We start from the raw sequence: 18,628 nt of genomic DNA, 5'->3' as shown, positions 1-18,628 counted from the left end.
ATGGAGCTTCAGGAAAAACTCGCCATCCTTGCCGACGCGGCCAAATACGACGCCTCCTGCGCCAGCTCCGGGGCGCAGCGGCGCGACTCGTCGAAGGGCAAGGGCGTCGGCTCCGCCGGAGGGGCCGGCATTTGCCACAGCTACGCGCCCGACGGACGCTGCATCTCGCTGCTCAAGCTGCTGCTGACCAACCGCTGCCTCTACGACTGCCACTACTGCATCAATCGTAGGTCGAGCAACGTCCGCCGCGCCGCCTTCACCGCCGACGAGGTCGTCCGCCTCACGCTCGACTTCTACAAGCGCAACTACATCGAGGGCCTGTTTCTCAGCTCCGGCATCACCCGCAGCGCCGACCACACCATGGAGCAGCTCGTCGAGGTCGCCCGCACGCTGCGCGAAATCCACGACTTCCGGGGTTACATCCACCTCAAGACCATCCCCGAGGCCTCGCCCGAATTGGTCGAAAAGGCCGCCCGTTACGCCGACCGCATCAGCATCAACCTCGAGCTCCCCGTCCAGACCTCGCTCGACCGCCTTGCACCGGAGAAAAACCTCGCCCGCACCAAGCAGGCGATGGGTCGCATCCGCCTCAGGCTCGACGATGCCGCCGACCGGCGGAAAAACGGCGACCGCAAGCTCCGCCACGCCACCGGCCAGAGCACCCAGGTCATCGTCGGCGCCGACGCCTCGACCGATGCCGATTTCCTCGCCCGTTCAGAGGAGCTTTATCAATCCTACCGCCTGCGCCGCGTTTACTACTCCGCCTTCAGTCCCATCCCCGAGCCCTCCGCGATCCTCCCCGCCAAGCCCGCGCCGCTGGTTCGCGAGCACCGGCTCTACCAAGCCGACTGGCTGATGCGTCACTACGGCTTCCATCGTAGCGAGATCCTTGCGCCGGAAACGCCCAACCTCGACCTCGCCATCGACCCCAAGCTCGCCTGGGCCCTGCGCAACCGCGCGCTTTTCCCGCTCGACCTCCGCACCGCCACCCGCGAGCAGCTCCTGCGTGTCCCCGGCCTCGGCCCGCGCAATGTCGATCGCATCCTCGCCCTGCGCCGTCACGCCCCCATCCGGCTCGCCGACCTCGCCCGGCTCCGCGTTTCCCTGGCGAAAGTCCGGCCTTTCCTCATCACCACCGACCACCGCCCGCCCTCGGTCGAGCTCGACAGCGACCGCCTCCTCGCCCGCTTCGCGCCAAAACCCGAGCAGCTCGAACTGTTTTGCTAACGAGACGGCAGACAGGAAGACGACAGACCACAGAGCCCCAGCAAGGAGCGCCGATTATGAAATCGGCACGCCTCACCCCGCGACGCGGCTCTCCTTCGATAGAAAGCCTCAAAACTTCGAACCCCTCCACCACCCCTCCGGGGCGGAATATCATTGGCCGTCTTTTCCGGTGGCTCGCGCCACCGGCTAATCTCCGGTGCCCCTCCGGGGCTGAACGCCTTTTCCGACTCCTCACCCGCCCCCTACTCCTCACCCTCCCCCTACTCCTCACCCTCCCCCCTACTCCGCACCCTCCCTACTCCGCACCCTCCCTACTCCGCACCCTCCCCTACTCCACACCCTCCCCCTACTCCACACCCTCACCCTACTCCACACCCTCACCCTTCTCCGCACCCTTCTCCTCACCCTCACCCTTCTCCTCACCCTCACCCTTCTCCTCACCCTCACCCTTCTCCTCACCCGCCCACCGGCTCCGCACCCACTTTTTCCTTTCTCCTTCTACCTCACGCAGATGCGCTCCATCGACCCCGGCAACTCCTTCACCACTTGGCGCGACGCCGCCCGCGCCTTGCTGGCCGAGGGCATCCCGCCGGGCGAGATCCTCTGGGAAAAGGACGCCAACCTTTTCGCCCTCCACGAACCGGAACCCATCTACGCCACCCGCCGTAGTTCCGAGCTGAAAGTCCCCGCCGACTTCATCGACTTGGCGAAACTGACCGCCTGCCACGCCGACCCCACCCGCTGGGCACTGCTTTACCGCATTCTCTGGCGCATCACCCACGGCGAGCCGAAACTGATCGCCGTCACCACCGATCCCGACATCGCCCGCGCCCAGGCGATGGCCGAGAACGTCCGCCGCGAAATCCACAAGATGCACGCCTTCGTCCGCTTCCGGAAAGTCGGCGAAAACGAAAGCGGCCGCGAGCGCTTCGCCGCCTGGTTCGAGCCCGACCACTACATCGTCGAGGCCGGCACCCCCTTCTTCCGCAAGCGTTTTGCGACCATGGACTGGGCGATCTTCACGCCGAAAGGCTGCGCCCACTGGAACGGCGACAAGCTCCTCTTCACCGAGGGCGTTGATCGCGATCCTTTCGAAAACACCGACCAGCTCGAAGACGCCTGGCGCACTTACTACAGCTGCATTTTCAACCCCGCCCGCCTCAAGACCAAGGCGATGCAGGCCGAGATGCCGAAGCGCTACTGGAAAAACCTGCCCGAGGCCGGCTTGATCGACTCGCTCATCCGCGACAGCCGCCATCGGCTCGACCGCATGGTCGAGACCGCCCCGCAGCCGGTCCGCCAAATCAAGGGCATCCGCTACCTCGACGAGCTACGGCAGGCATCGGAGATGCCCGCCGCGCCCGCCACCACGACGGAGGAGGTCGCCCGCCACCTCGCCGCCTGCCGCCAGTGCCCGCTGTGGGAGCGCGCCACCTGCGCCGTGCCCGGCGAGGGTCCGGCGGACGCGCGGATCATGATCGTCGGCGAGCAGCCCGGCGACCGCGAGGACCTCGAAGGCCGTCCCTTCGTCGGCCCCGCCGGCCAACTGCTCGACCGCGCCATGGCGGAGGCCGGCATCGACCGCGCCCAAGCCTACCTGACCAACGCGGTGAAGCATTTCAAGTGGACCCCTCGGGGAAAAACGCGGCTCCACCAGAAACCCGACTCCGCCGAGGTCGAGGCCTGCAAGCCGTGGCTGCTGGCCGAGCTGTCGTCCGTTTCCCCGGAAATCCTGATCCTGCTCGGTGCCACCGCCGCCCGCTCACTGCTCGGGCCGGGCATCAAGATCACCCGCGACCGCGGCCTGCTCGACGCCCCGCAGCTCGCCCGCCGCGTGGTCCTCACCGTCCACCCCTCCTACCTCCTGCGGCTGCCGGAGGCCGATGTCGGCGCCGAGCGCCAGCGCTTCATCGCTGACCTGCGGCTGGCGGGCACCCCCTCGCCAAGCTGAGTGCCACCTGGGCGCTTGCCGCCATGCGTCGGATCCTTCACCGGCGAGCTGGCGCAGCCGCGCCTCCTCGTCGGCAAATTCCTCCTTCAGCCGGCTGGCCAGCGGTTCGGGGATCGTGCGGTCGGAGAGCGGATGAAAGAAGCTGGAAACGAATTCCTTGTAGGCGTGACCGACCTCCTTGCGGAATACGCGGGCGACCTTTTCGCCGCCCGGCAGGCGGGCCATCATGCGGCCGAACCAGAGGTCGATCAGGTGCGTTCCCGGAAGAATCGAAGAGTCGTTCCTCCGTCCGGCGGCGGGGATCTCGGCGGGGTCGAGCCCGAGGAAGTCCAGCAGCCGCGAGACGAAGACCTCCGGATCCTGCTGGAAGTCGGGCTGCCAGCCGATGAACACGCGCTCGCGACCGAAGACCTCCAGCCAGTGCTCGATGTAGTTGGAAAAACGGGCCAGCTTGCGGTAGTTCATGCACCCGGCAAAGGCCGCACGGCGGGGCAGCGAGCGGCCGACATCGCGCCGCTCACCGAGCGACAGGGCTTTTTCGAAATCGCTGCAGTTCTCGTAGCCATAGCGCAGCAGGTCGTGGTGCCAGGAGCGCATCCACTCGGCCGGCGGGCGGACCATGATGATGATCCTGGCCTCTCCGCCGGTGAAGTTCCGGATCCGCAGCGGGGCCTCATGGGAAAAAAGGTAGGTGGCCGTGGCCTCGCCGCAGCGCTGGTCCCCGGCGGCGTCGGCGAACAAGGACAGGTAGTCGCTTTCCCCCACGATCCGCAACCACTCGACCATCCGCAGGTCGCCAGCGAAGTGGCCGGGCTCCTTGCACAGCCAATAGCGGGCGGGATCCTCGGAGAGCGGAAAATACAGGCCCGGATGCTGGCGGAGGCAGTGATAGAGCGCGGTCGTGCCACACTTCGGCGCACCCACGATGAAAATCGACGGACGAGGCATGGAAGGCGGAGGAGGTTGGGGGGGCCCGCGGGGAGATTCCCAAATCGGATCGTGCCGGCTTGGGTCGGGGCCTGGGGAGGGCCCGCCGAGGGAGAAACCCTGATGGACCCGGCAGGTTTCGGCAAGAATGGGGAGCTTCCGCGAAAAGGGGGGGCGGTTCGGGCGGCGGGGCATTCGTGGGCCAGCCACGGATTGCCAGAAGGGATTGCGCTTGGCAGCGCCGCGGTGGGACGGAACGTGGAGGCCGTGATCCGATGGCCTGCCTCCCTCCCCCTCCGCTGGCTCTCGCTGGCGGGGCTGGTCGTCCTCACCCTCGCTCTTTACCACCTGCGCTTCGTGCCGATCGCGCACCGGGTGAATGGAGATGGTGGGTTCTCCCGGCAACTCGACGGCTGGGAGGTGCTGGGGCCGCCGCCTGACCGGTCCGGCTCCGGCAAGAACCGGGTGATCCGATATTTCCGCACCGGACCCCGGCGCCCCAACTCGGCCGTGGTCTGCTGGCTTGGCCCGGTGAATGATCTGCGCTTCCTCCGCGTCCGCAGCGAGGTGCGGTGGGCGGAGGTCGTGCCCGGCGGCGCCTACTGGGCGAAGCCCCGGCTTGCCCTGGTCACCCGCTCAGCCGATGGAAAGCTCGGCTACCCACGGGACCACGCCTCCTTCCTCGCCACGGGGACGAAGCCATGGCACGTCGAGGAATCGGTGTATGAACTCGTGCCGGAACTGCCGGAGGTCGGGCTGGCCTTCCAGATGCTGGCCCGGCGAGGATCTTTCGAAATTCGCTCGATCGAAATCACCGCCCTCCGCCAGCGCTCATGGGTGCCGGCGGCGACCGCCCTGTTACTCGCCGGTTGGTTTACCTGGGTGCTGACCTGGCTGCACGGCGCGAGGCATCCCGCGAGCCTCGCCCGCCGCTCGGCGACCGCCGTGCTGCTCGTCGCCGCCGCCTGGTACCTGATCCTTCCCGGGGCACGGATGCAGTTCAGGCCCCTCATCGGCACCTTCGTCACCGGTGCCACGCCCGCCCTGCCAGACCCTCCCCCCGTCGCGGCGCAGCCCGCCTCCCGCGGAAAACCGACCCCGCCGTCTCGACCCACCGATCAACCTTCGGCGACCCCGCCTCCCGCCCTTGAGCCCGGACCGGCCGCGAGCCCGCCAGCCGAGATCCGCCGGGTTCCCCGTGTCACGCGTTTCCTGCGCATGGCCGATCTGAAGTTCCGCTTCGTCCATCTGCTCGCCTTCCTCGGCTTGTCGCTCGCCGCCTTCATCACGGCGGCGGGCCTGCGCCCCCTGCCGCTCCTCGCCGCCCTCGCCCTCCTGTCCGAGGTGGTCAGCGACTGGCACGACCGCGCCGCCGATCTCGGCGACCTCCTCGATCTCGCCTGGGACCTGCTCGGCATCCTCCTGGCGATGCTGGTTTTCCGGGCGGTGAAACGCGGACTCGCACGCTGGCGGAGCCCCCCTCCGCTGGCCGGGCGCTGATCCATCCCGTTCTTGCCAAGTCAGCGCCCCTTCCCTTCACTCCGCGCCCGGCCATGGCCCTCATCGTCCAAAAATACGGCGGCACTTCCGTCGGCACCATCGACCGCATCCGCAACGTCGCCGCCCGTATCAAGCGCACCCGCGACGAGGGCAACCAGGTCGTGGCGGTGGTCTCCGCCATGTCCGGCGTGACCGACAAGCTCATCGGCATGGCCAAGGAGTTCGGGGAAAACCCCGCCGAGCGGGAAATGGACGTGCTGCTGGCCACCGGCGAGCAGCAGTCGATCGCGCTGGTCTCGATGGCCCTCCACGAAGCCGGCGTCGAGGCCGTCTCCGTGACCGGTCGCCAGGCCGGCATCCTCACTTCCGGCTCGCACACCCGCGGCCGCATTGAGGACATCAAGCCCGACTTCATGCGCCGCTCGCTCGACGAGGGCAAGGCGCTCGTCGTTGCCGGCTTCCAGGGCACCACCCCCGATGGCATGATCCACACCCTCGGCCGGGGCGGCTCCGACCTCACCGCCATCGCCGTCGCCGCCGCGGTGAAGGCCGATATTTGCCAGATCCTCACCGACGTCGACGGCGTCTACACCTGCGACCCCCGCATCGTGCCGAACGCCCGCAAGCTGCCCGAGATTTCCTACGACGAAATGCTCGAACTCGCCTCGTCCGGGGCGAAGGTGATGCAGTCCCGCTCCGTCGAGTTCGCCAAGAAATACGGAGTCGTCTTCGAAGTCCGTTCCTCCCTCAATGACAACCCGGGCACGCTGGTGCTCGAAGAACATCCCGCCATGGAAAACGTCGTCATCCGCGGAGTCTCGATCGAGCGCTCCCAAGCCCGAGTCACCATCATCGGCATCCCCGACGAGCCCGGCATGTCCGGAAAAATCCTCGCCGCCCTGGGTGACGCCGAGATCAATCTCGACATGATCGTCTCGAACATCGCCCACGACGGCATGGCGCGCCACTCGTTCACCATGCACTCGAACGACCTCGGCCGCGCCCAGGCCGCGCTCAAGCCGGTGCTGGCCGAGATCAGCCCGCTGGCCAAGGTCGAGACCGAGGCCGGCATCGCCAAGCTCTCCTGCGTCGGCATCGGCATGCGCTCGCACTCGGGCGTCGCCGCTACCATGTTCCGCTCGCTCGGCGAGGCCGGCATCAACATCGGCATGATCTCCACTTCGGAAATCAAGATCGCCGTCACGGTCGACGAGACCCGCATCGAGGACGCCGCCCGCGCCGTCCACGACGCCTTCCAGCTCGACAAGGCACCGGCTTGAGCTGGACCGCGTGGCTCCGGCCGCGCGCGATCCGACCCGCTTCGCCATGGACCACCACGACCCGTTCCTGCCGCCGGCCTCCTCGCTCGATATTGCCGGCCAGGTCGCCGATTTGCCCGCCGGCCCCTACGGTCCCTTCCGGGAAAACAGAGCGCTCGCCAAGGCGGTGATGGCCATGGTGTTCCTGTTCAGCTTCCTCGTCCCGCTGCTGACCGGGGCCCTCAACATCGCGATCTACGCCGGTCATCCCTTCGCCACGAGCCCTCCGGCCCTAGCCTATCTCGACCTGCTCGCCTTCGTGGCTTTCCCGGTCGTGGCCACCTACTTCGTCTTTGGGATCTGGATCATCCGCTCGGCCAAGAATGCCCATCTTTTCACCATGATCCGCCGCAAGGCCGCGGTCGGCACCCCGGACAACCCGCCGATGATGCGCGACACCCCCGGCTGGTCCGTCGGCTGGTATTTCGTCCCCATCGCCTCGCTCTGGAAGCCCTACCAGGCCATGAAGGACATCTTCACCGCCTCCGCCACCCGCCCGGCGCCCGATTACCTTCTTCCCACCTGGTGGACACTCTGGATCCTCGCCCTTTTCACCGGCAATGCCGTCAACGCCGCCAACTCCAGCGATTCCTTCACCACCGCCGCCACGATCACCGTCATCTCCACCGCGATCAATCTCGGCATCGCCCTGATCGCGATCCAGCTCGTCCGCACGCTGACCCGCATGCAGGCGGACGCCGCAGCCGATCTCACCACGGTCTGGCAGGCCATCCCGCCTGCTCCCGTCCCCGGCCCGGTTGCGGAAATGAAGGCGATGTCCGAGCCGCAATACTGACCGTTCGCTCAAGCTCCACCGCTCACCCCCCCCCTCGTCCTGCACCAGCTTCTTCAGTAGGTCGGCGAAGCGGTTGTAGAAAAACCCGAGCACTACCAAGGCAACGCCGAGGGCTAGGAAGGCGACGACCCGGGTGAAGGTGCCGAATTCCCACACGTCGTGGATGAACAGCTTCGCCAGCGAGATCAGCAGCAGCGCGAAGCCGCCGACCCGGACCGCCGCATTGCCGCGCCACAGGCCCGCCGTCACCCAGCCGAAGCCGAGCGCGGTCCACAACAGCGTCACCGCCGTCCAGCCGTGCCGGTCCGCCAGCCAATCGCTCGCCCACACGGTCGACACCCCCACCGCCAGCCAGTCGAGCCCCACCGCGCGCTTCCGTTTCAGGAACACCGCCACCACCAGCGCCGCCGCCACGCCCCAGCCCGGCGGAATCCTCGGACCGGCTTCGCCGCCCATCTCGATCGTCAGGCCTCCGAGGCAGATCACGGCCCACACCCACAGCTCGATCGGTCTCCGCACCTGCCGCAACCGACGGAAAACCCACCACCCGCCGAGAGTCGAAAGCGCGATCGCATCGATCCAGCCGTGGTTGAGCAGACCCTGCCACGCGAAAAGCCAGCCCAGGCAGCCGACACTCCGGCTGACCGCCGCATGCAGGGCGGTGCCCGGCGACGTCCACTTTCCGCCGTATCCGGCGAAAGCCCAGACCGCCCACGCCGCCAGCGGCACCAAAAACACCAGCCAGTCGGGGTGTCTCGATTCGAAGTAAGCCGTGTCGCCCAGCCAGACCACCAGCGCCAGCGTGCCCGCCGCGCGCAGCCGCGGACAACGCAGTCCATGCCATGCCGCCAGCGGCAGCACCACCGCCAGCGCTCCCTCCATCCAGAACCGCACCGACGCTTCCGGCTGAAGCGCGATCGCTGCCAGCGCCACGACCATCGCCGTCACGCCGTGCGTCCAGGCCACCGTCGAGGCCATCAAGCCGACCGGCTCGCGCGTGTCCTCGGTCGCCGGTTTTCCCAGCCTCTCCCACAGCACGCCCGCCACCAACGACAGCCCCGCGGTCAGCCACAGCGAGCCCTCCGTTTCCCCGAAAGACAGGACCGCCACCGCCACCGCGCCGCACCACGCGAGCACGATCATCAGCAACTCGCCCGACCGCTCACGCCGCGCAGGCGAGAGCACCAGCGGCGACAAACCGAGCGCGACCGCCGCCGCGACCGCCGCCTGCCATCCCTGCGGCAGCCGCCACCACCAAGTCAGGCCCACGCCGGCGGCACCCAGCGCCACCAGCGCCGCTCCAGTGCGCGAAAACGCTTTCAGCCAATCCTCCGGCCGGGCCCGACGCAGCAACGCCGCCGCGCCCGCTAGCACCACCGCCATCGACGCCAGACACCACAGCGGCGTCGATTCCAGCTCGATCGCCCAACCGAAGGCCCCGACCATCGCCAGCACGGAAAACGCCAGCTCCGGCCACTTGCGGAAGCGCCAGAACGCCCCGGCCATCACCAGCGCCTCGATCGCCAACCCGAGCCCGAGCTGATAGCCGTCCAGCTTCATCACCAGTGCTGCGGTCAGCGCCACCAACCCCTGCACCAGATAGGTCTCCGTCCCGCGCGAGCGACCGCGCATCCAACCCCCGATCGCCAACCACGCCACGCCCCAGCCCGCCGGCACCAGCCACAGCTCCCCTTTTCCCAGCTCGATCCAAGTCAGCAGGAAAAGCCCGAAACCCGCCGCGTTGTTGAGGCCCGTCCACCAGCCCCGGCCATACTCGCTGAAGCCCGGCAGGCCGCCACGGGCCAGGGTGGGACTCGCGAACACCGCCCACAGCAGAGCTGGAAAAGCCAACGAAGCCGCCTCCACCCCGCCGCCCGCCGCCCCGGCCAGGTGCCAGAAAAAATACGCGCCGTAGGTGCCGACCATGGCCGCCACGCCTGGGCCCCGCCATTGTTTCCACGCCGCCAGCCCGACCCCCGCCGCGGCCAGCAGCAGATTCGAGCCCGCCGACAGCCAGTTCATCGGCTGCAAGACCGTCGAATAGGCCGCCAACAACAGGCCCATCACCGCCGTCACCCGCGCGTTGCGCTTCACCGAGACCCCCACGATGGCCGCCGCCGCGCCGAGCAGCACCCCGGTGCTCAGCAGGGCGGAGTCGATCACCCGCAGCCGCGGCACGTGATGCGCGGCGTAGGCGCACCAGTAGAAAAACGCCATCCCGCCCGCCAGCAGCACCTCGCCGAAGGCGCGCGTCTTTTCGCGCAGCGTGCACCACCAACCGGCGCCACCGATCGCCAAGGCCGATGCCACCAAGGCCGCCAGCCGCAGGCCCGCCGAGAGGTCGCGGATCCAATTACGGTAAGCATAGTTGCCCAGCAGCACCAAGCCGGTCACCAACAGCACCACCCCGATCCGCACCAGCCACACCCGCCCGAAATCCAACTCGAGGTTGCGCCCGGGCATCGGCGGCAGAACAGGCTCGGGGAGCTCCGGGACCGGCAATTCCTCCTGGGGCACGGGCGGCGGCTCCACAGCGGCGGGGATTTCCCCCGGCGTGGCGGGACGCGCGGCCTCCATCGGCGGCTGTTTCCGCTCCAGCTCGTGGATCTCCCTGCGCAGCGCCGCCACTTGCTCGGCCTGCAACGCCGCCAGCTCATCCAGCTTGGCCCTCAGCCGCGCGATCTCCGGGTTCTCGTCATCCATCAGCCACCATTCTGCGCGTTCCCCCTGCCTCTGCCAACGCGCCAGGTCATCAAAAATCCACACCGGTGCATCGACTCCATCAATGCGCGCCATTACCCGAACTCCGCCCTTCCCCGCGCCGCGTCCGGCCCCTACACCGCGGCCCGTGAAAACGGTCACCATCCACACCGACGGCGCTTGCAAGGGCAATCCCGGACCCGGCGGCTATGGCGTGGTCATGGTTTCCGGCAAACACCGGCTCGAGCTTTCGGGCGGATTCCAGCGCACGACGAACAACCGCATGGAGCTGCTCGCCGCGATCGTGGCGCTGGAAAAACTCAACACCCCCTGCGCCGTGACGCTGCTGTCCGATTCGCGCTACCTCATTGATGCCATGACCAAGGGCTGGCTGCGTGGCTGGAAGGCGCGCGGATGGGTCACCGCCTCGAAGCAGCCGGTGAAAAACCCCGACCTGTGGCAGCGCCTCGAAGCAGCCGCGGCGCCGCACGAGATCACCTGGAAGTGGCTTCGCGGCCACGCCGGGCACCGGGAAAACGAGCGCTGCGACGTGCTCGCCGTGGCCGCCAGCGTGGGTCCGGACCGCGCGGTGGACGCCGGGTTTCCCGAATGATCCGCCTCAGCAGAGCCGGATCATGTCCTTCACGAACTGGCCCCACAGGAAAAACAGCCCGCGGGTCGAATACTCGTAGTAGCGGTCGTCGAAACTCGGACGCAGGATCCCGGCGCTGACGTTGAAGTTCAGCTGGCCCTTCATTTCTTCCTCGATCGAGGCCTCCATCTCGTCCGGGTCCGGGACGCGCAGCGTATCGAGGTCGAGCCGCAGGCGGGTCAGGAACTGCCGGTGGTCGGCGAGGATCTGGCCGAAGGCGTTGCGCTCGCAGGGGACGTGGTTCCAGCTCATGCCCTGCGGCGTCTTGAGGGTCGGCGAGAACGGAAAGTTGGTCGTCCGCAGGATGCTCCCGTCGGCCCCGCGGGAGGTGATGGAGAGATACGAAAAGGCGACCTCGCTCTGCTCGCACAGATGGATGGTCGCCTCGGCCCGCTCCTCGGGGTGCCAGTAGAGCTGGAGATACTGCCGCATGCCGCCCCATTCCCACGAGCAATCGGCGACGTGCTCGAACCCTTCCTCCTCCATATCGATCGCCGCCTCGGGAGCGTGGGGAAAGAAGGCCGGGTCCGGATGGCGGCGGTGGCTGAGCTGGTTGTGGGCCGGCAGGCGCAGGCGGCGGATCCGTGTAAGCAGCTCGATCCATGGCAGCAGAAACCACGGCACCACGCCGAAGACCCCCGCCCACCAGCGCTCGGTGATGAACCACACCAGCACGTACGAGGCTGCGAGGAACATCAGCGCGCCGAGCTTGCGCACCACGCCGGTGCGCGACGACCGCAGACCGATCGCCAACACCACCAAGCCAACCACAACAAGCGTTTCTCGCATGAATCCTCACCGCGGCAGATGGCCGCGTCCTGCAAGCAAGACGCGCCGTGCGGATCCGTCAAGGGATGGAAACCCGGCTTTCCACTAGGGGCCTCCTGCGTTTCACTAGGCCCCGAGCCATGGCCATCGAAACCTACGAATCCCACGCGCCGGAAATCCACCCGAGCGCCTTCATCGCCGCCAGCGCCGATGTGATCGGCCGCGTGACCCTCCACGACCAATCCAGCGTCTGGTACCAGGCCACCCTCCGCGGCGACATCAACGAGATCGTGATCGGCCCGCGTTCGAACATCCAGGACAACGCCGTGGTGCATCTGGCCGACGACTACGGCTGCTACGTCGGCGAGCGGGTGACCGTCGGCCACTCGGCCATCATCCACGCCTGCACGATCAAGGACGAAGTCCTCGTCGGCATGGGTGCCATCGTGCTCGATGGCGCGGTGATCGGCGAGCGGTCGATCATCGGGGCCGGCGCGCTGGTCACCGGCGGGGTGGAAATCCCGCCCGGCTCGCTGGTCCTCGGCAGCCCCGGCAAGGTCGTCCGCACCCTGTCGCTGGAGGAGCAGAAAAAGGTCGGCTACTGGGCGGACAAGTACGTCATCCAGTCGCGCAAGTTCCTCGCCCGCGGCGCCGCGCCGCACGGGCTCTGAAGTTCCCGACCGAAACCCGCCGCCGGTGCGCGGGTTGGTCTTTTCATGAAACGCCTGCTGCTCCTGATCGCCCTGATCCTCCCCGCCGCCGCGGGCGAGGTGCTCCGCGACATTCCCTACGTCCGGGGCGGCACCGGGCAGCAGAAGCTCGACATCTACCTGCCGGACCACGCCGCGGAGGGACGGCATCCGGTGGTGATCGCCATCCACGGCGGCGGCTGGAAGCTCGGCAACCGCTCGATGCCGCGCTTCGTCCAGCCGAAAACCCGCTGGCTCAATCGAGAAGGCTTCATCGTGGTCTCGATCGGCTACCGCCTCACGCCGGAGGTCCGGCATCCCGCGCACATCCAGGACGTCTGCGCGGCCATCGCCTGGGTGCAGAAAAACATCGCCCGCCATCATGGCGATCCCGACCAGCTCTACCTCCTCGGCCACTCGGCGGGCGCCCACCTCGCCGCGCTGGCGGGGACCGATTTCGACCGCCTGCAAAAGGCCGGTGCCGACCCGGCGGCGATCCGCGGCGTGATCCTCCTGGATGGCGCGGGCTACGACATCCCCGGCGAGCTGGCGGGCGAGATGTCCTTCCCCGCGCTGCGGCAAATGTATCTCGATGCCTTCACCGCGGATCCGAAGGTGCAGCGCGACGCCTCGCCGATCCATCACGCCGACCACCGCTGCCCGCCGTTTCTCCTGCTCCACGTCACCACCCGCGCCGACTCCACGCTCCAATCGCAGCGGCTGGCCGCGGCGCTCGAAAAGCATGGCGGCTTCGCCAAGGTCGTGGCGGTCCCCGGCAAGACGCACGGCACCATCAGCCGCGACCTCGGCAAGCGCGGCGATCCGGTGACCCGGGCGGTGGCCGCCTTCCTCGGGCTCGACCCGTGAACCGGGCGGCTCCAAGCTCCGGCATGGAGGATTTTTCCCTGCATCCCCGGCTCGCCGCCGGCAGCCATCCGCTCGGCCGTCTCGATCGATGCCGCGTCCTGCTCAAGGACCACGCGCGGTTTCCCTGGATCCTGATCGTGCCCGAGGTCCCGACGGAAATCGAGGACCTGCACCAGCTCGACCCCGCCCAATACCTGGAAGTCATGGCCCTGGTGCGGTCGGTCAGCGAGTGGATGGTCGGCTATTTCCAGCCGACCAAGCTCAACTTCGCGTGCATCGGCAACCAGGTCCGCCAGATGCACCTCCACCTCGTCGCGCGGCGCGAGGACGACCCGGCGTGGCCGGGCACGGTGTGGGCCTACGGCGAAAAACAGCCCTACGAGCCGCAGGCGATCGAAAAGATCATCACCGCCTTCCGGACCCGGTTTTCGGTGGCCTGATCACTCGAAAAACGTGTCCTCGTGCCGGTAGGGCGGGGCGCAGCAGCACAGGAAGCGCAGCGTCTCGGCGGCGCGGATCTGGTGCCACGCGCCGGCCGGGATCAGGATCCCATCGCCGGGGACCACCTCGCGGCGCTCGCCATCGATCTCCATCTCGCCGCGGCCCTCGAGGATGAAGTAGAACTCCTCGCTGTCGCGGTGCCAGTGGCGCTCGGTCGCCCCGCCGGCCGGGACGGTGGCCTCGGCCAGGCTCTGCTTTTCCACCGGCGCGTTGGCGGCATCGAGGATGCTGCGGATGGTCGAGCCGTCCTTGGTCGTGAACGGCGGCTGGTCGGCGAGCTTGCGGATTTCCATGGCCCCGATGCCAGCGGCGCGCGGCTCACTCGCCAAGGAAAACGTAGTCCTCCGCCACCCGGTTCAGCGACCGGCGGGCTTGCGGGAGGCAGTCGGAAAGATCGCTCAACATCCGGCGCGGCAGGTCGCGGGGCGCGCTCGGGCTGCCGGCCACGTCGTGAAACACCTTGCGGGCGAAGGATTCATAGAACTCGACCCGCGGCGCGCCGCAGCGCTCGGCGCGGCGCTCGAGGAAGCCGGGGAACAACCCGGTGAGCACCAGGAACTGGTTGCCCGCCGCCAGCTGGAGGTGAAAGCGCACCCGCCCGTGGGCGTTTTCCATGATCGAGACGAAGTCCGCCGCGTGGACCAAGCCGCTGGGAATGCTGCGCAGCACGTCGTCCGGATCGGCACCCACCCGCTCGGCCAGCACGCCGGCCACGTAGTCGGCGATGCCCGCGTCCTCGATGCCGGCCTCCAGGAAGGCGTGACGGACCAGCACGTAGAAATAAAAGGGCGGCGAGACCCGCACGGCTCCCGGCCCTTCCAGCAGGCCGAGCAGCACTTCCTTGAGGTCCAGCATCTCGCGCAGCGCCTCCGGGTCCTCCCACAACGTCCACAGATGGCGGCGACCCTCGCCCGGGGCGAGATGCTCCGTCAAAAACTCGAAATCCGCTCCGGTGAAGCGGTCCCGACTGGAGGGGAACCACGAACCCAGCATGCGAAGCGGATTAGCAAAAAAAGGACCATCAAGGCCAATAAAAATAGTTCAGCGAGCTTAATAAACCTGCCGGTTTCGTTGGTGAGGTGGTGGATTCGGCCTCACCGGGCCCGAAGGTGATTTGTCTTGCCCCCTGATTCACAGGGGTCTATGGCGACGCCGCCGTTTCCCCCGCAGGGAGGAAACCGTCAGGCAAACAGAACCACCACGATGAAGCACCAATCGCTCACCACGATGCTGGCATTCGTCGGAGCACTGATCCTGAGCTCCTGCGCCACCCAAGCCGGTCAATCCACCCGGACGTCCCCACCCCGCACCGACTGGGCCGTCAGCTCGGTCCAGAGCGGCAAGGCCTCCTGGTATGGCATCCGTTGCAACGGCGGCACCAAGACTGCCAGCGGCGAGAGGCTGAACAACAACGCCTCCACCGCCGCCCACAAGACGCTGCCCATGGGCACCAAGGTTCGCGTCACGAACCTGTCCAACGGCAAGTCGGAAGTCGTCCGCATCACCGATCGCGGGCCCTACGTCCACGGCCGCATCATTGATGTGACCGAAGGCGTGGCCAAGCGCCTCGGCTTTTTTGGCCGCGGCATCACCTCGGTGAAGGTCGAGGTCCTCAAGAAGTCGGCGCTCGCCGGCAACTGACGACCGTTCCGTCCCCCTTCCCCAGTGCGGGCTCTTCCCTCGGCGGAAGGGCCCGCGCTTTTTTTCGCAAGCTTGCGGGCGGACGGTCTATAGCATTGTGGCGATGCGGCGGATGGGCCTTAGATCCTCGAAGCACTCCATGCCGCACTCCGACCTCCACCGGGGATACCGCTCCCTGCCCTACAAGCGCCCGTTTTTCCTCTCGATGCTCTTCTACGCGCTGTGGCTGCTGTCGCTGATCGCCACCGTGACCCTGGCGGTGCTGTTCGTCCGCACCCAGGACCGCGATCTGGGGATCCCTTTGGTCGCCTGCATGCTGGGCTCGGCGCTGCTGTGGGCGATCGCCTACCCGGTCCGCCGGTCGGCGAAATGCCCGCTGTGCAAGGGCACCCCGCTGCTGGACAACCGGGCCGCCAAGCACGCCCGGGCGCGACGCTTTTTCCCGCTGAACTACGGCACCAGCGCGCTGCTGAGCCTGTTCCTGACCCACCGCTACCGCTGCATGTTCTGCGGCAACCCTTTCGATCTCCTCAAAAAGCCGGCCAACATGTTCGGCCGCAATCAGGAGCCCTGAGCGCCCGCCTGGTGCATCTTGGCCGAGCGTTGGGCGACTTCCGGCACGTAGTCGCGCCACTTCGGATCGCCCTCGCGGATCATCCGCATCACGTCGCGGCCGGTGAACTGGAGCAGGTCGAGATCGCGGTAAGGCACGCTGCGGATCATGCGGTTCTCCAGGAAATGGCGGTAGAGGTGGTGGGACTCCGCCGGCGCGCGGAATGAGTCGGCCGTGACCACCTCGCCGGTTTTGCGGTTCTGCCAGGGATAGACGTAGAGCGAGACCTGGTTGCGGAACAGGCGGCCGAACGACTCCAGCAGGCCGCCGGGGAGGTTTTCGGACCACTTGGTTTTGAACAGCTCGTTGAGCAGCCCGATGCTCAGCACCATGCCCACCGGCTGGGTCGTGTAGCGGCTGAGGTAGCCGGAGATCCGGTGGAACTCGGCATGGCGGCTGATCAGCACGGATTTCCCCAGCGACTGGAGGGCATCCACGCGGTCGATGAAGTCCACGTGGTCGACCGCCCCGCCGCGCAGCAGGTTGGTCATGGAAATCTCGCACAGCTCCAGGGTGCGCTCACGGTCCTCCTCTGCCAGCGAGGCCACGAATCCGTTGCGCGCCTGCTCGAGCATCTCGAGGTGGACCCGCGTGACGGGATCAAAGCTGCCGCGAAGCAGCAGGATGGGCCGCTTGTAGAGTGCGTCGGCCGCTTGCTCGACCTCGCCGGACGAGGGGAAGAAGATGGCCTCGGTGAGCCCGCTTTCGACGAGCTGCAGGGCGCACAGGCGGTTGTCGAAGAAGTCGTAGCCGTGGCCCTCGAACTTCAGCATGTCCACCTCGACCCGCCCCGGGGCCAGGTTTTCCGTCAGGGACATGGCGAACTGGCGGAGGCTCTGGCGGTGGTGGAAGACGGCGTGGATGAAGTTCACGCCGACCACGCCGAGGGCCTCCATCTGGTCGACGTTGGAATCGTCGAGCAACCGCACGTGGAGGTAGACGTCGGACGGCGGGTCCTGTGGCTTGAGCTGGAAACGCAGGCCGAGCCAGCCGTGGCACTCGCCGCGGTCGCGGTAGCCGCGGGCGCGGACGGTATTGCAGAAGGAAAAGAAGGTGGTGGATTCACCGCGCGCGGGACCCAGGCGCTCCTCGAGGATGCCGAACTCGTGCTCCAGCATCTGCCTCAGCCGCTGGCGGGAGACATAGCGCGGGCTCTTGCCATAGATGGCATCGCTCATCGTCATGTCGTAGGCCGAAATCGTCTTGGCCACGGTGCCGGCGGTGCCCGAGACGCGGAAAAACCAGTTCGCCGTCTCCTGGCCCGCGCCGATTTCGGCGAAGGTGCCGTAGATGTTGGCGTCCAGGTTCAGCTGGAGCGCCTTGTCGTAGGTGTTCTGTGTCTCGCGGGTCATGAATCGGTCTCGGGCGCCACCCAGGATTCGGAGATGACCCTTTCAATGATCACCTGGCGGTCGGACTGGGAGTTGGCGGGGAAACGCACCTCCACCGTGGTCGCATTGCGCTCGGCGGGCAGCGAGGCCAGCGTCCGCGCCGCCGGGCTGCCGGCGGCCGCGTAGCCGTAGATGTAGGCCTCGCCATCCGGCGTCTCGAGGCGGAAGCACCGCCACAGATCCTCATCCGAAAAACTAAAGTTGTAGTAGGCCGCCGGAAACGAACGCACCCGCATCTGGACCGGCCGGGCGGGCTTTTTCGTGGCGAGGTCCTCCATGGAAAACGGTGACCAGCCGACCGTGCTTTCCCAATCGACCTTCCAGCCCGCATCCTCCTTGGCCAGCCACACGCAGTAGGTGCTGAAGTCCTTGTCCTGGATGGCGACCCCCACGCGGTCGCCCGCGGCGGCGAAGGGGATGTTCCAGAAGATCTGGCGCAGGGCACCGGGCCGGGTCTCGCCCGCCTGCGGCCGTTCGAGCCGGGGCTTGGTGAGATCCGGGTGGAGCATCCACGCCAGCCGCTCGTCGCCCTCCGGCTGGTCGAACGCGCCGTGAATGGCGGGCTCAAGTTCCTCGATGGCCACCTTCGGCATCCCGGATGCCTCCGCTTCGGCGGCCTCGCCGGCCGGCTCCGGGGCCACCTCGGTGGTGGGCGGCCGGAAGGCCTGCGATTTTTCCACGCCCCGGCCGCCGCGGCTCCACATCAGGCCGACCAGCAGCGCCATCACCATGGTGGTCGCACCGGCGATGACCAGGCGCTTGACCAGCGTGTCGGTCGGGCCGCGCTTGGAAAAAGTCTCGTCGAACTCGTCGGCGCGCCGGCCGGAGTGGTGGACGCGCTGCGGGTCCGCGATCGCCATTCTCCCGTGCTCGGCCCCGATCACCAGCGGGGGCACGACGTCCTCCGGAGCCGGCAGCTTGAGCATCCGGTGGCAGCCCGGGCACACCACTCCCTGCCCTTCATGGTCGCCGGGCACCCGGAACACCTGCCGGCACTCGGGACAAACGAAGGCGTTCCAGCGACGCGTGGTTGAAGACCCCTGCACGGGCTGACCATGCCCTTGTTTCCGGGATTTACGCAAGGGG

The 18,628-nt window shown here is 67.6% G+C and carries 16 protein-coding genes and 2 pseudogenes; 11 read left to right on the top strand and 7 right to left on the bottom strand.

The window, feature by feature from the left end; all coding sequences use genetic code 11:
• Together ABXH26_RS16815 and ABXH26_RS16810 are read left to right on the top strand one after the other, a co-directional pair.
• Nucleotides 1–1,227, top strand: coding sequence for a putative DNA modification/repair radical SAM protein (locus ABXH26_RS16815; RefSeq protein ID WP_353568258.1), 1,227 nt, complete (start codon nucleotides 1–3; stop codon nucleotides 1,225–1,227).
• Nucleotides 1,228–1,738: 511 nt separating this feature from the next.
• Nucleotides 1,739–3,178 (top strand): UdgX family uracil-DNA binding protein, encoded by a 1,440-nt coding sequence (locus ABXH26_RS16810; protein WP_353568257.1) that lies wholly within the window; start codon nucleotides 1,739–1,741, stop codon nucleotides 3,176–3,178.
• Between the two features lie 324 nt (nucleotides 3,179–3,502).
• Here the strand turns inward: ABXH26_RS16810 and ABXH26_RS16805 are convergent.
• Nucleotides 3,503–4,126: pseudogene (locus ABXH26_RS16805) on the bottom strand (sulfotransferase domain-containing protein); the annotation flags it as partial.
• 246 nt (nucleotides 4,127–4,372) lie between these two features.
• On the opposite strand from ABXH26_RS16805, the gene ABXH26_RS16800 reads away from it, so the two are divergent.
• From ABXH26_RS16800 to ABXH26_RS16790, 3 genes are read left to right on the top strand one after another with little or no spacing between them, the layout of a single operon-like run.
• Nucleotides 4,373–5,605: a hypothetical protein gene (locus ABXH26_RS16800; RefSeq protein ID WP_353568256.1), complete on the top strand. Its 1,233-nt coding sequence runs from the start codon at nucleotides 4,373–4,375 to the stop codon at nucleotides 5,603–5,605.
• A 53-nt stretch (nucleotides 5,606–5,658) separates the two neighbouring features.
• Nucleotides 5,659–6,885 carry an aspartate kinase gene (locus tag ABXH26_RS16795; RefSeq protein WP_353568255.1) on the top strand — a complete coding sequence of 409 codons (1,227 nt, stop codon included), beginning with the start codon at nucleotides 5,659–5,661 and terminating at the stop codon, nucleotides 6,883–6,885.
• A 46-nt stretch (nucleotides 6,886–6,931) separates the two neighbouring features.
• Nucleotides 6,932–7,720 carry a DUF4328 domain-containing protein gene (locus tag ABXH26_RS16790; RefSeq protein ID WP_353568303.1) on the top strand — a complete coding sequence of 263 codons (789 nt, stop codon included), beginning with the start codon at nucleotides 6,932–6,934 and terminating at the stop codon, nucleotides 7,718–7,720.
• A 78-nt stretch (nucleotides 7,721–7,798) separates the two neighbouring features.
• Here ABXH26_RS16790 and ABXH26_RS16785 read toward each other — a convergent pair.
• Nucleotides 7,799–10,183 (bottom strand): annotated as a pseudogene (locus ABXH26_RS16785) (DUF2339 domain-containing protein); the annotation flags it as partial.
• A 385-nt stretch (nucleotides 10,184–10,568) separates the two neighbouring features.
• Here ABXH26_RS16785 and rnhA point away from each other — a divergent pair.
• Nucleotides 10,569–11,033, top strand: a complete 465-nt coding sequence (rnhA, locus tag ABXH26_RS16780) for a ribonuclease HI (RefSeq protein WP_353568254.1) — start codon at nucleotides 10,569–10,571, stop codon at nucleotides 11,031–11,033.
• A gap of 6 nt (nucleotides 11,034–11,039) precedes the next feature.
• Here the strand turns inward: rnhA and ABXH26_RS16775 are convergent, their stop codons facing one another.
• On the bottom strand, nucleotides 11,040–11,861 hold the full coding sequence (locus ABXH26_RS16775) for a hypothetical protein (protein ID WP_353568253.1): 822 nt from the start codon (nucleotides 11,859–11,861) through the stop codon (nucleotides 11,040–11,042).
• A 119-nt stretch (nucleotides 11,862–11,980) separates the two neighbouring features.
• Here ABXH26_RS16775 and ABXH26_RS16770 point away from each other — a divergent pair, with 119 nt between their 5' ends.
• The 3 genes from ABXH26_RS16770 to ABXH26_RS16760 are packed head-to-tail and all read left to right on the top strand — an operon-like array spanning nucleotide 11,981 to nucleotide 13,836.
• On the top strand, nucleotides 11,981–12,511 hold the full coding sequence (locus ABXH26_RS16770; protein ID WP_353568252.1) for a gamma carbonic anhydrase family protein: 531 nt from the start codon (nucleotides 11,981–11,983) through the stop codon (nucleotides 12,509–12,511).
• Between the two features lie 45 nt (nucleotides 12,512–12,556).
• Nucleotides 12,557–13,396 (top strand): alpha/beta hydrolase, encoded by an 840-nt coding sequence (locus tag ABXH26_RS16765; protein WP_353568251.1) that lies wholly within the window; start codon nucleotides 12,557–12,559, stop codon nucleotides 13,394–13,396.
• A gap of 23 nt (nucleotides 13,397–13,419) precedes the next feature.
• Nucleotides 13,420–13,836 carry an HIT family protein gene (locus ABXH26_RS16760; protein WP_353568250.1) on the top strand — a complete coding sequence of 139 codons (417 nt, stop codon included), beginning with the start codon at nucleotides 13,420–13,422 and terminating at the stop codon, nucleotides 13,834–13,836.
• On the opposite strand, the gene ABXH26_RS16755 is transcribed toward ABXH26_RS16760, so the two are convergent.
• Entirely contained in the window at nucleotides 13,837–14,190 is a 354-nt protein-coding gene (locus tag ABXH26_RS16755; protein WP_353568249.1) for a cupin domain-containing protein, read from the bottom strand. It lies immediately after the preceding gene.
• Nucleotides 14,191–14,215: 25 nt separating this feature from the next.
• Nucleotides 14,216–14,890, bottom strand: a complete 675-nt coding sequence (locus tag ABXH26_RS16750; RefSeq protein ID WP_353568248.1) for a hypothetical protein — start codon at nucleotides 14,888–14,890, stop codon at nucleotides 14,216–14,218.
• 210 nt (nucleotides 14,891–15,100) lie between these two features.
• On the opposite strand from ABXH26_RS16750, the gene ABXH26_RS16745 reads away from it, so the two are divergent.
• Nucleotides 15,101–15,538, top strand: a complete 438-nt coding sequence (locus ABXH26_RS16745) for a septal ring lytic transglycosylase RlpA family protein (RefSeq protein WP_353568247.1) — start codon at nucleotides 15,101–15,103, stop codon at nucleotides 15,536–15,538.
• Nucleotides 15,539–15,677: 139 nt separating this feature from the next.
• Entirely contained in the window at nucleotides 15,678–16,112 is a 435-nt protein-coding gene (locus ABXH26_RS16740; protein ID WP_353568246.1) for a hypothetical protein, read from the top strand.
• Here the strand turns inward: ABXH26_RS16740 and ABXH26_RS16735 are convergent.
• Together ABXH26_RS16735 and ABXH26_RS16730 are read right to left on the bottom strand one after the other, a co-directional pair.
• Entirely contained in the window at nucleotides 16,100–17,503 is a 1,404-nt protein-coding gene (locus tag ABXH26_RS16735; RefSeq protein ID WP_353568245.1) for a TonB-dependent receptor, read from the bottom strand. The genes ABXH26_RS16740 and ABXH26_RS16735 overlap by 13 nt on opposite strands.
• On the bottom strand, nucleotides 17,500–18,588 hold the full coding sequence (locus tag ABXH26_RS16730) for a hypothetical protein (protein ID WP_353568244.1): 1,089 nt from the start codon (nucleotides 18,586–18,588) through the stop codon (nucleotides 17,500–17,502). The genes ABXH26_RS16735 and ABXH26_RS16730 overlap by 4 nt, the downstream gene beginning before the upstream one ends.
• Nucleotides 18,589–18,628: the final 40 nt, after the last annotated feature.

The organism is Haloferula sargassicola, from assembly GCF_040362925.1.
GTDB lineage: Bacteria > Verrucomicrobiota > Verrucomicrobiia > Verrucomicrobiales > Akkermansiaceae > Haloferula > Haloferula sargassicola.
Note: the sequence above shows the minus strand (reverse complement) of the source record. Positions and strands in the feature narration are given on the sequence as shown.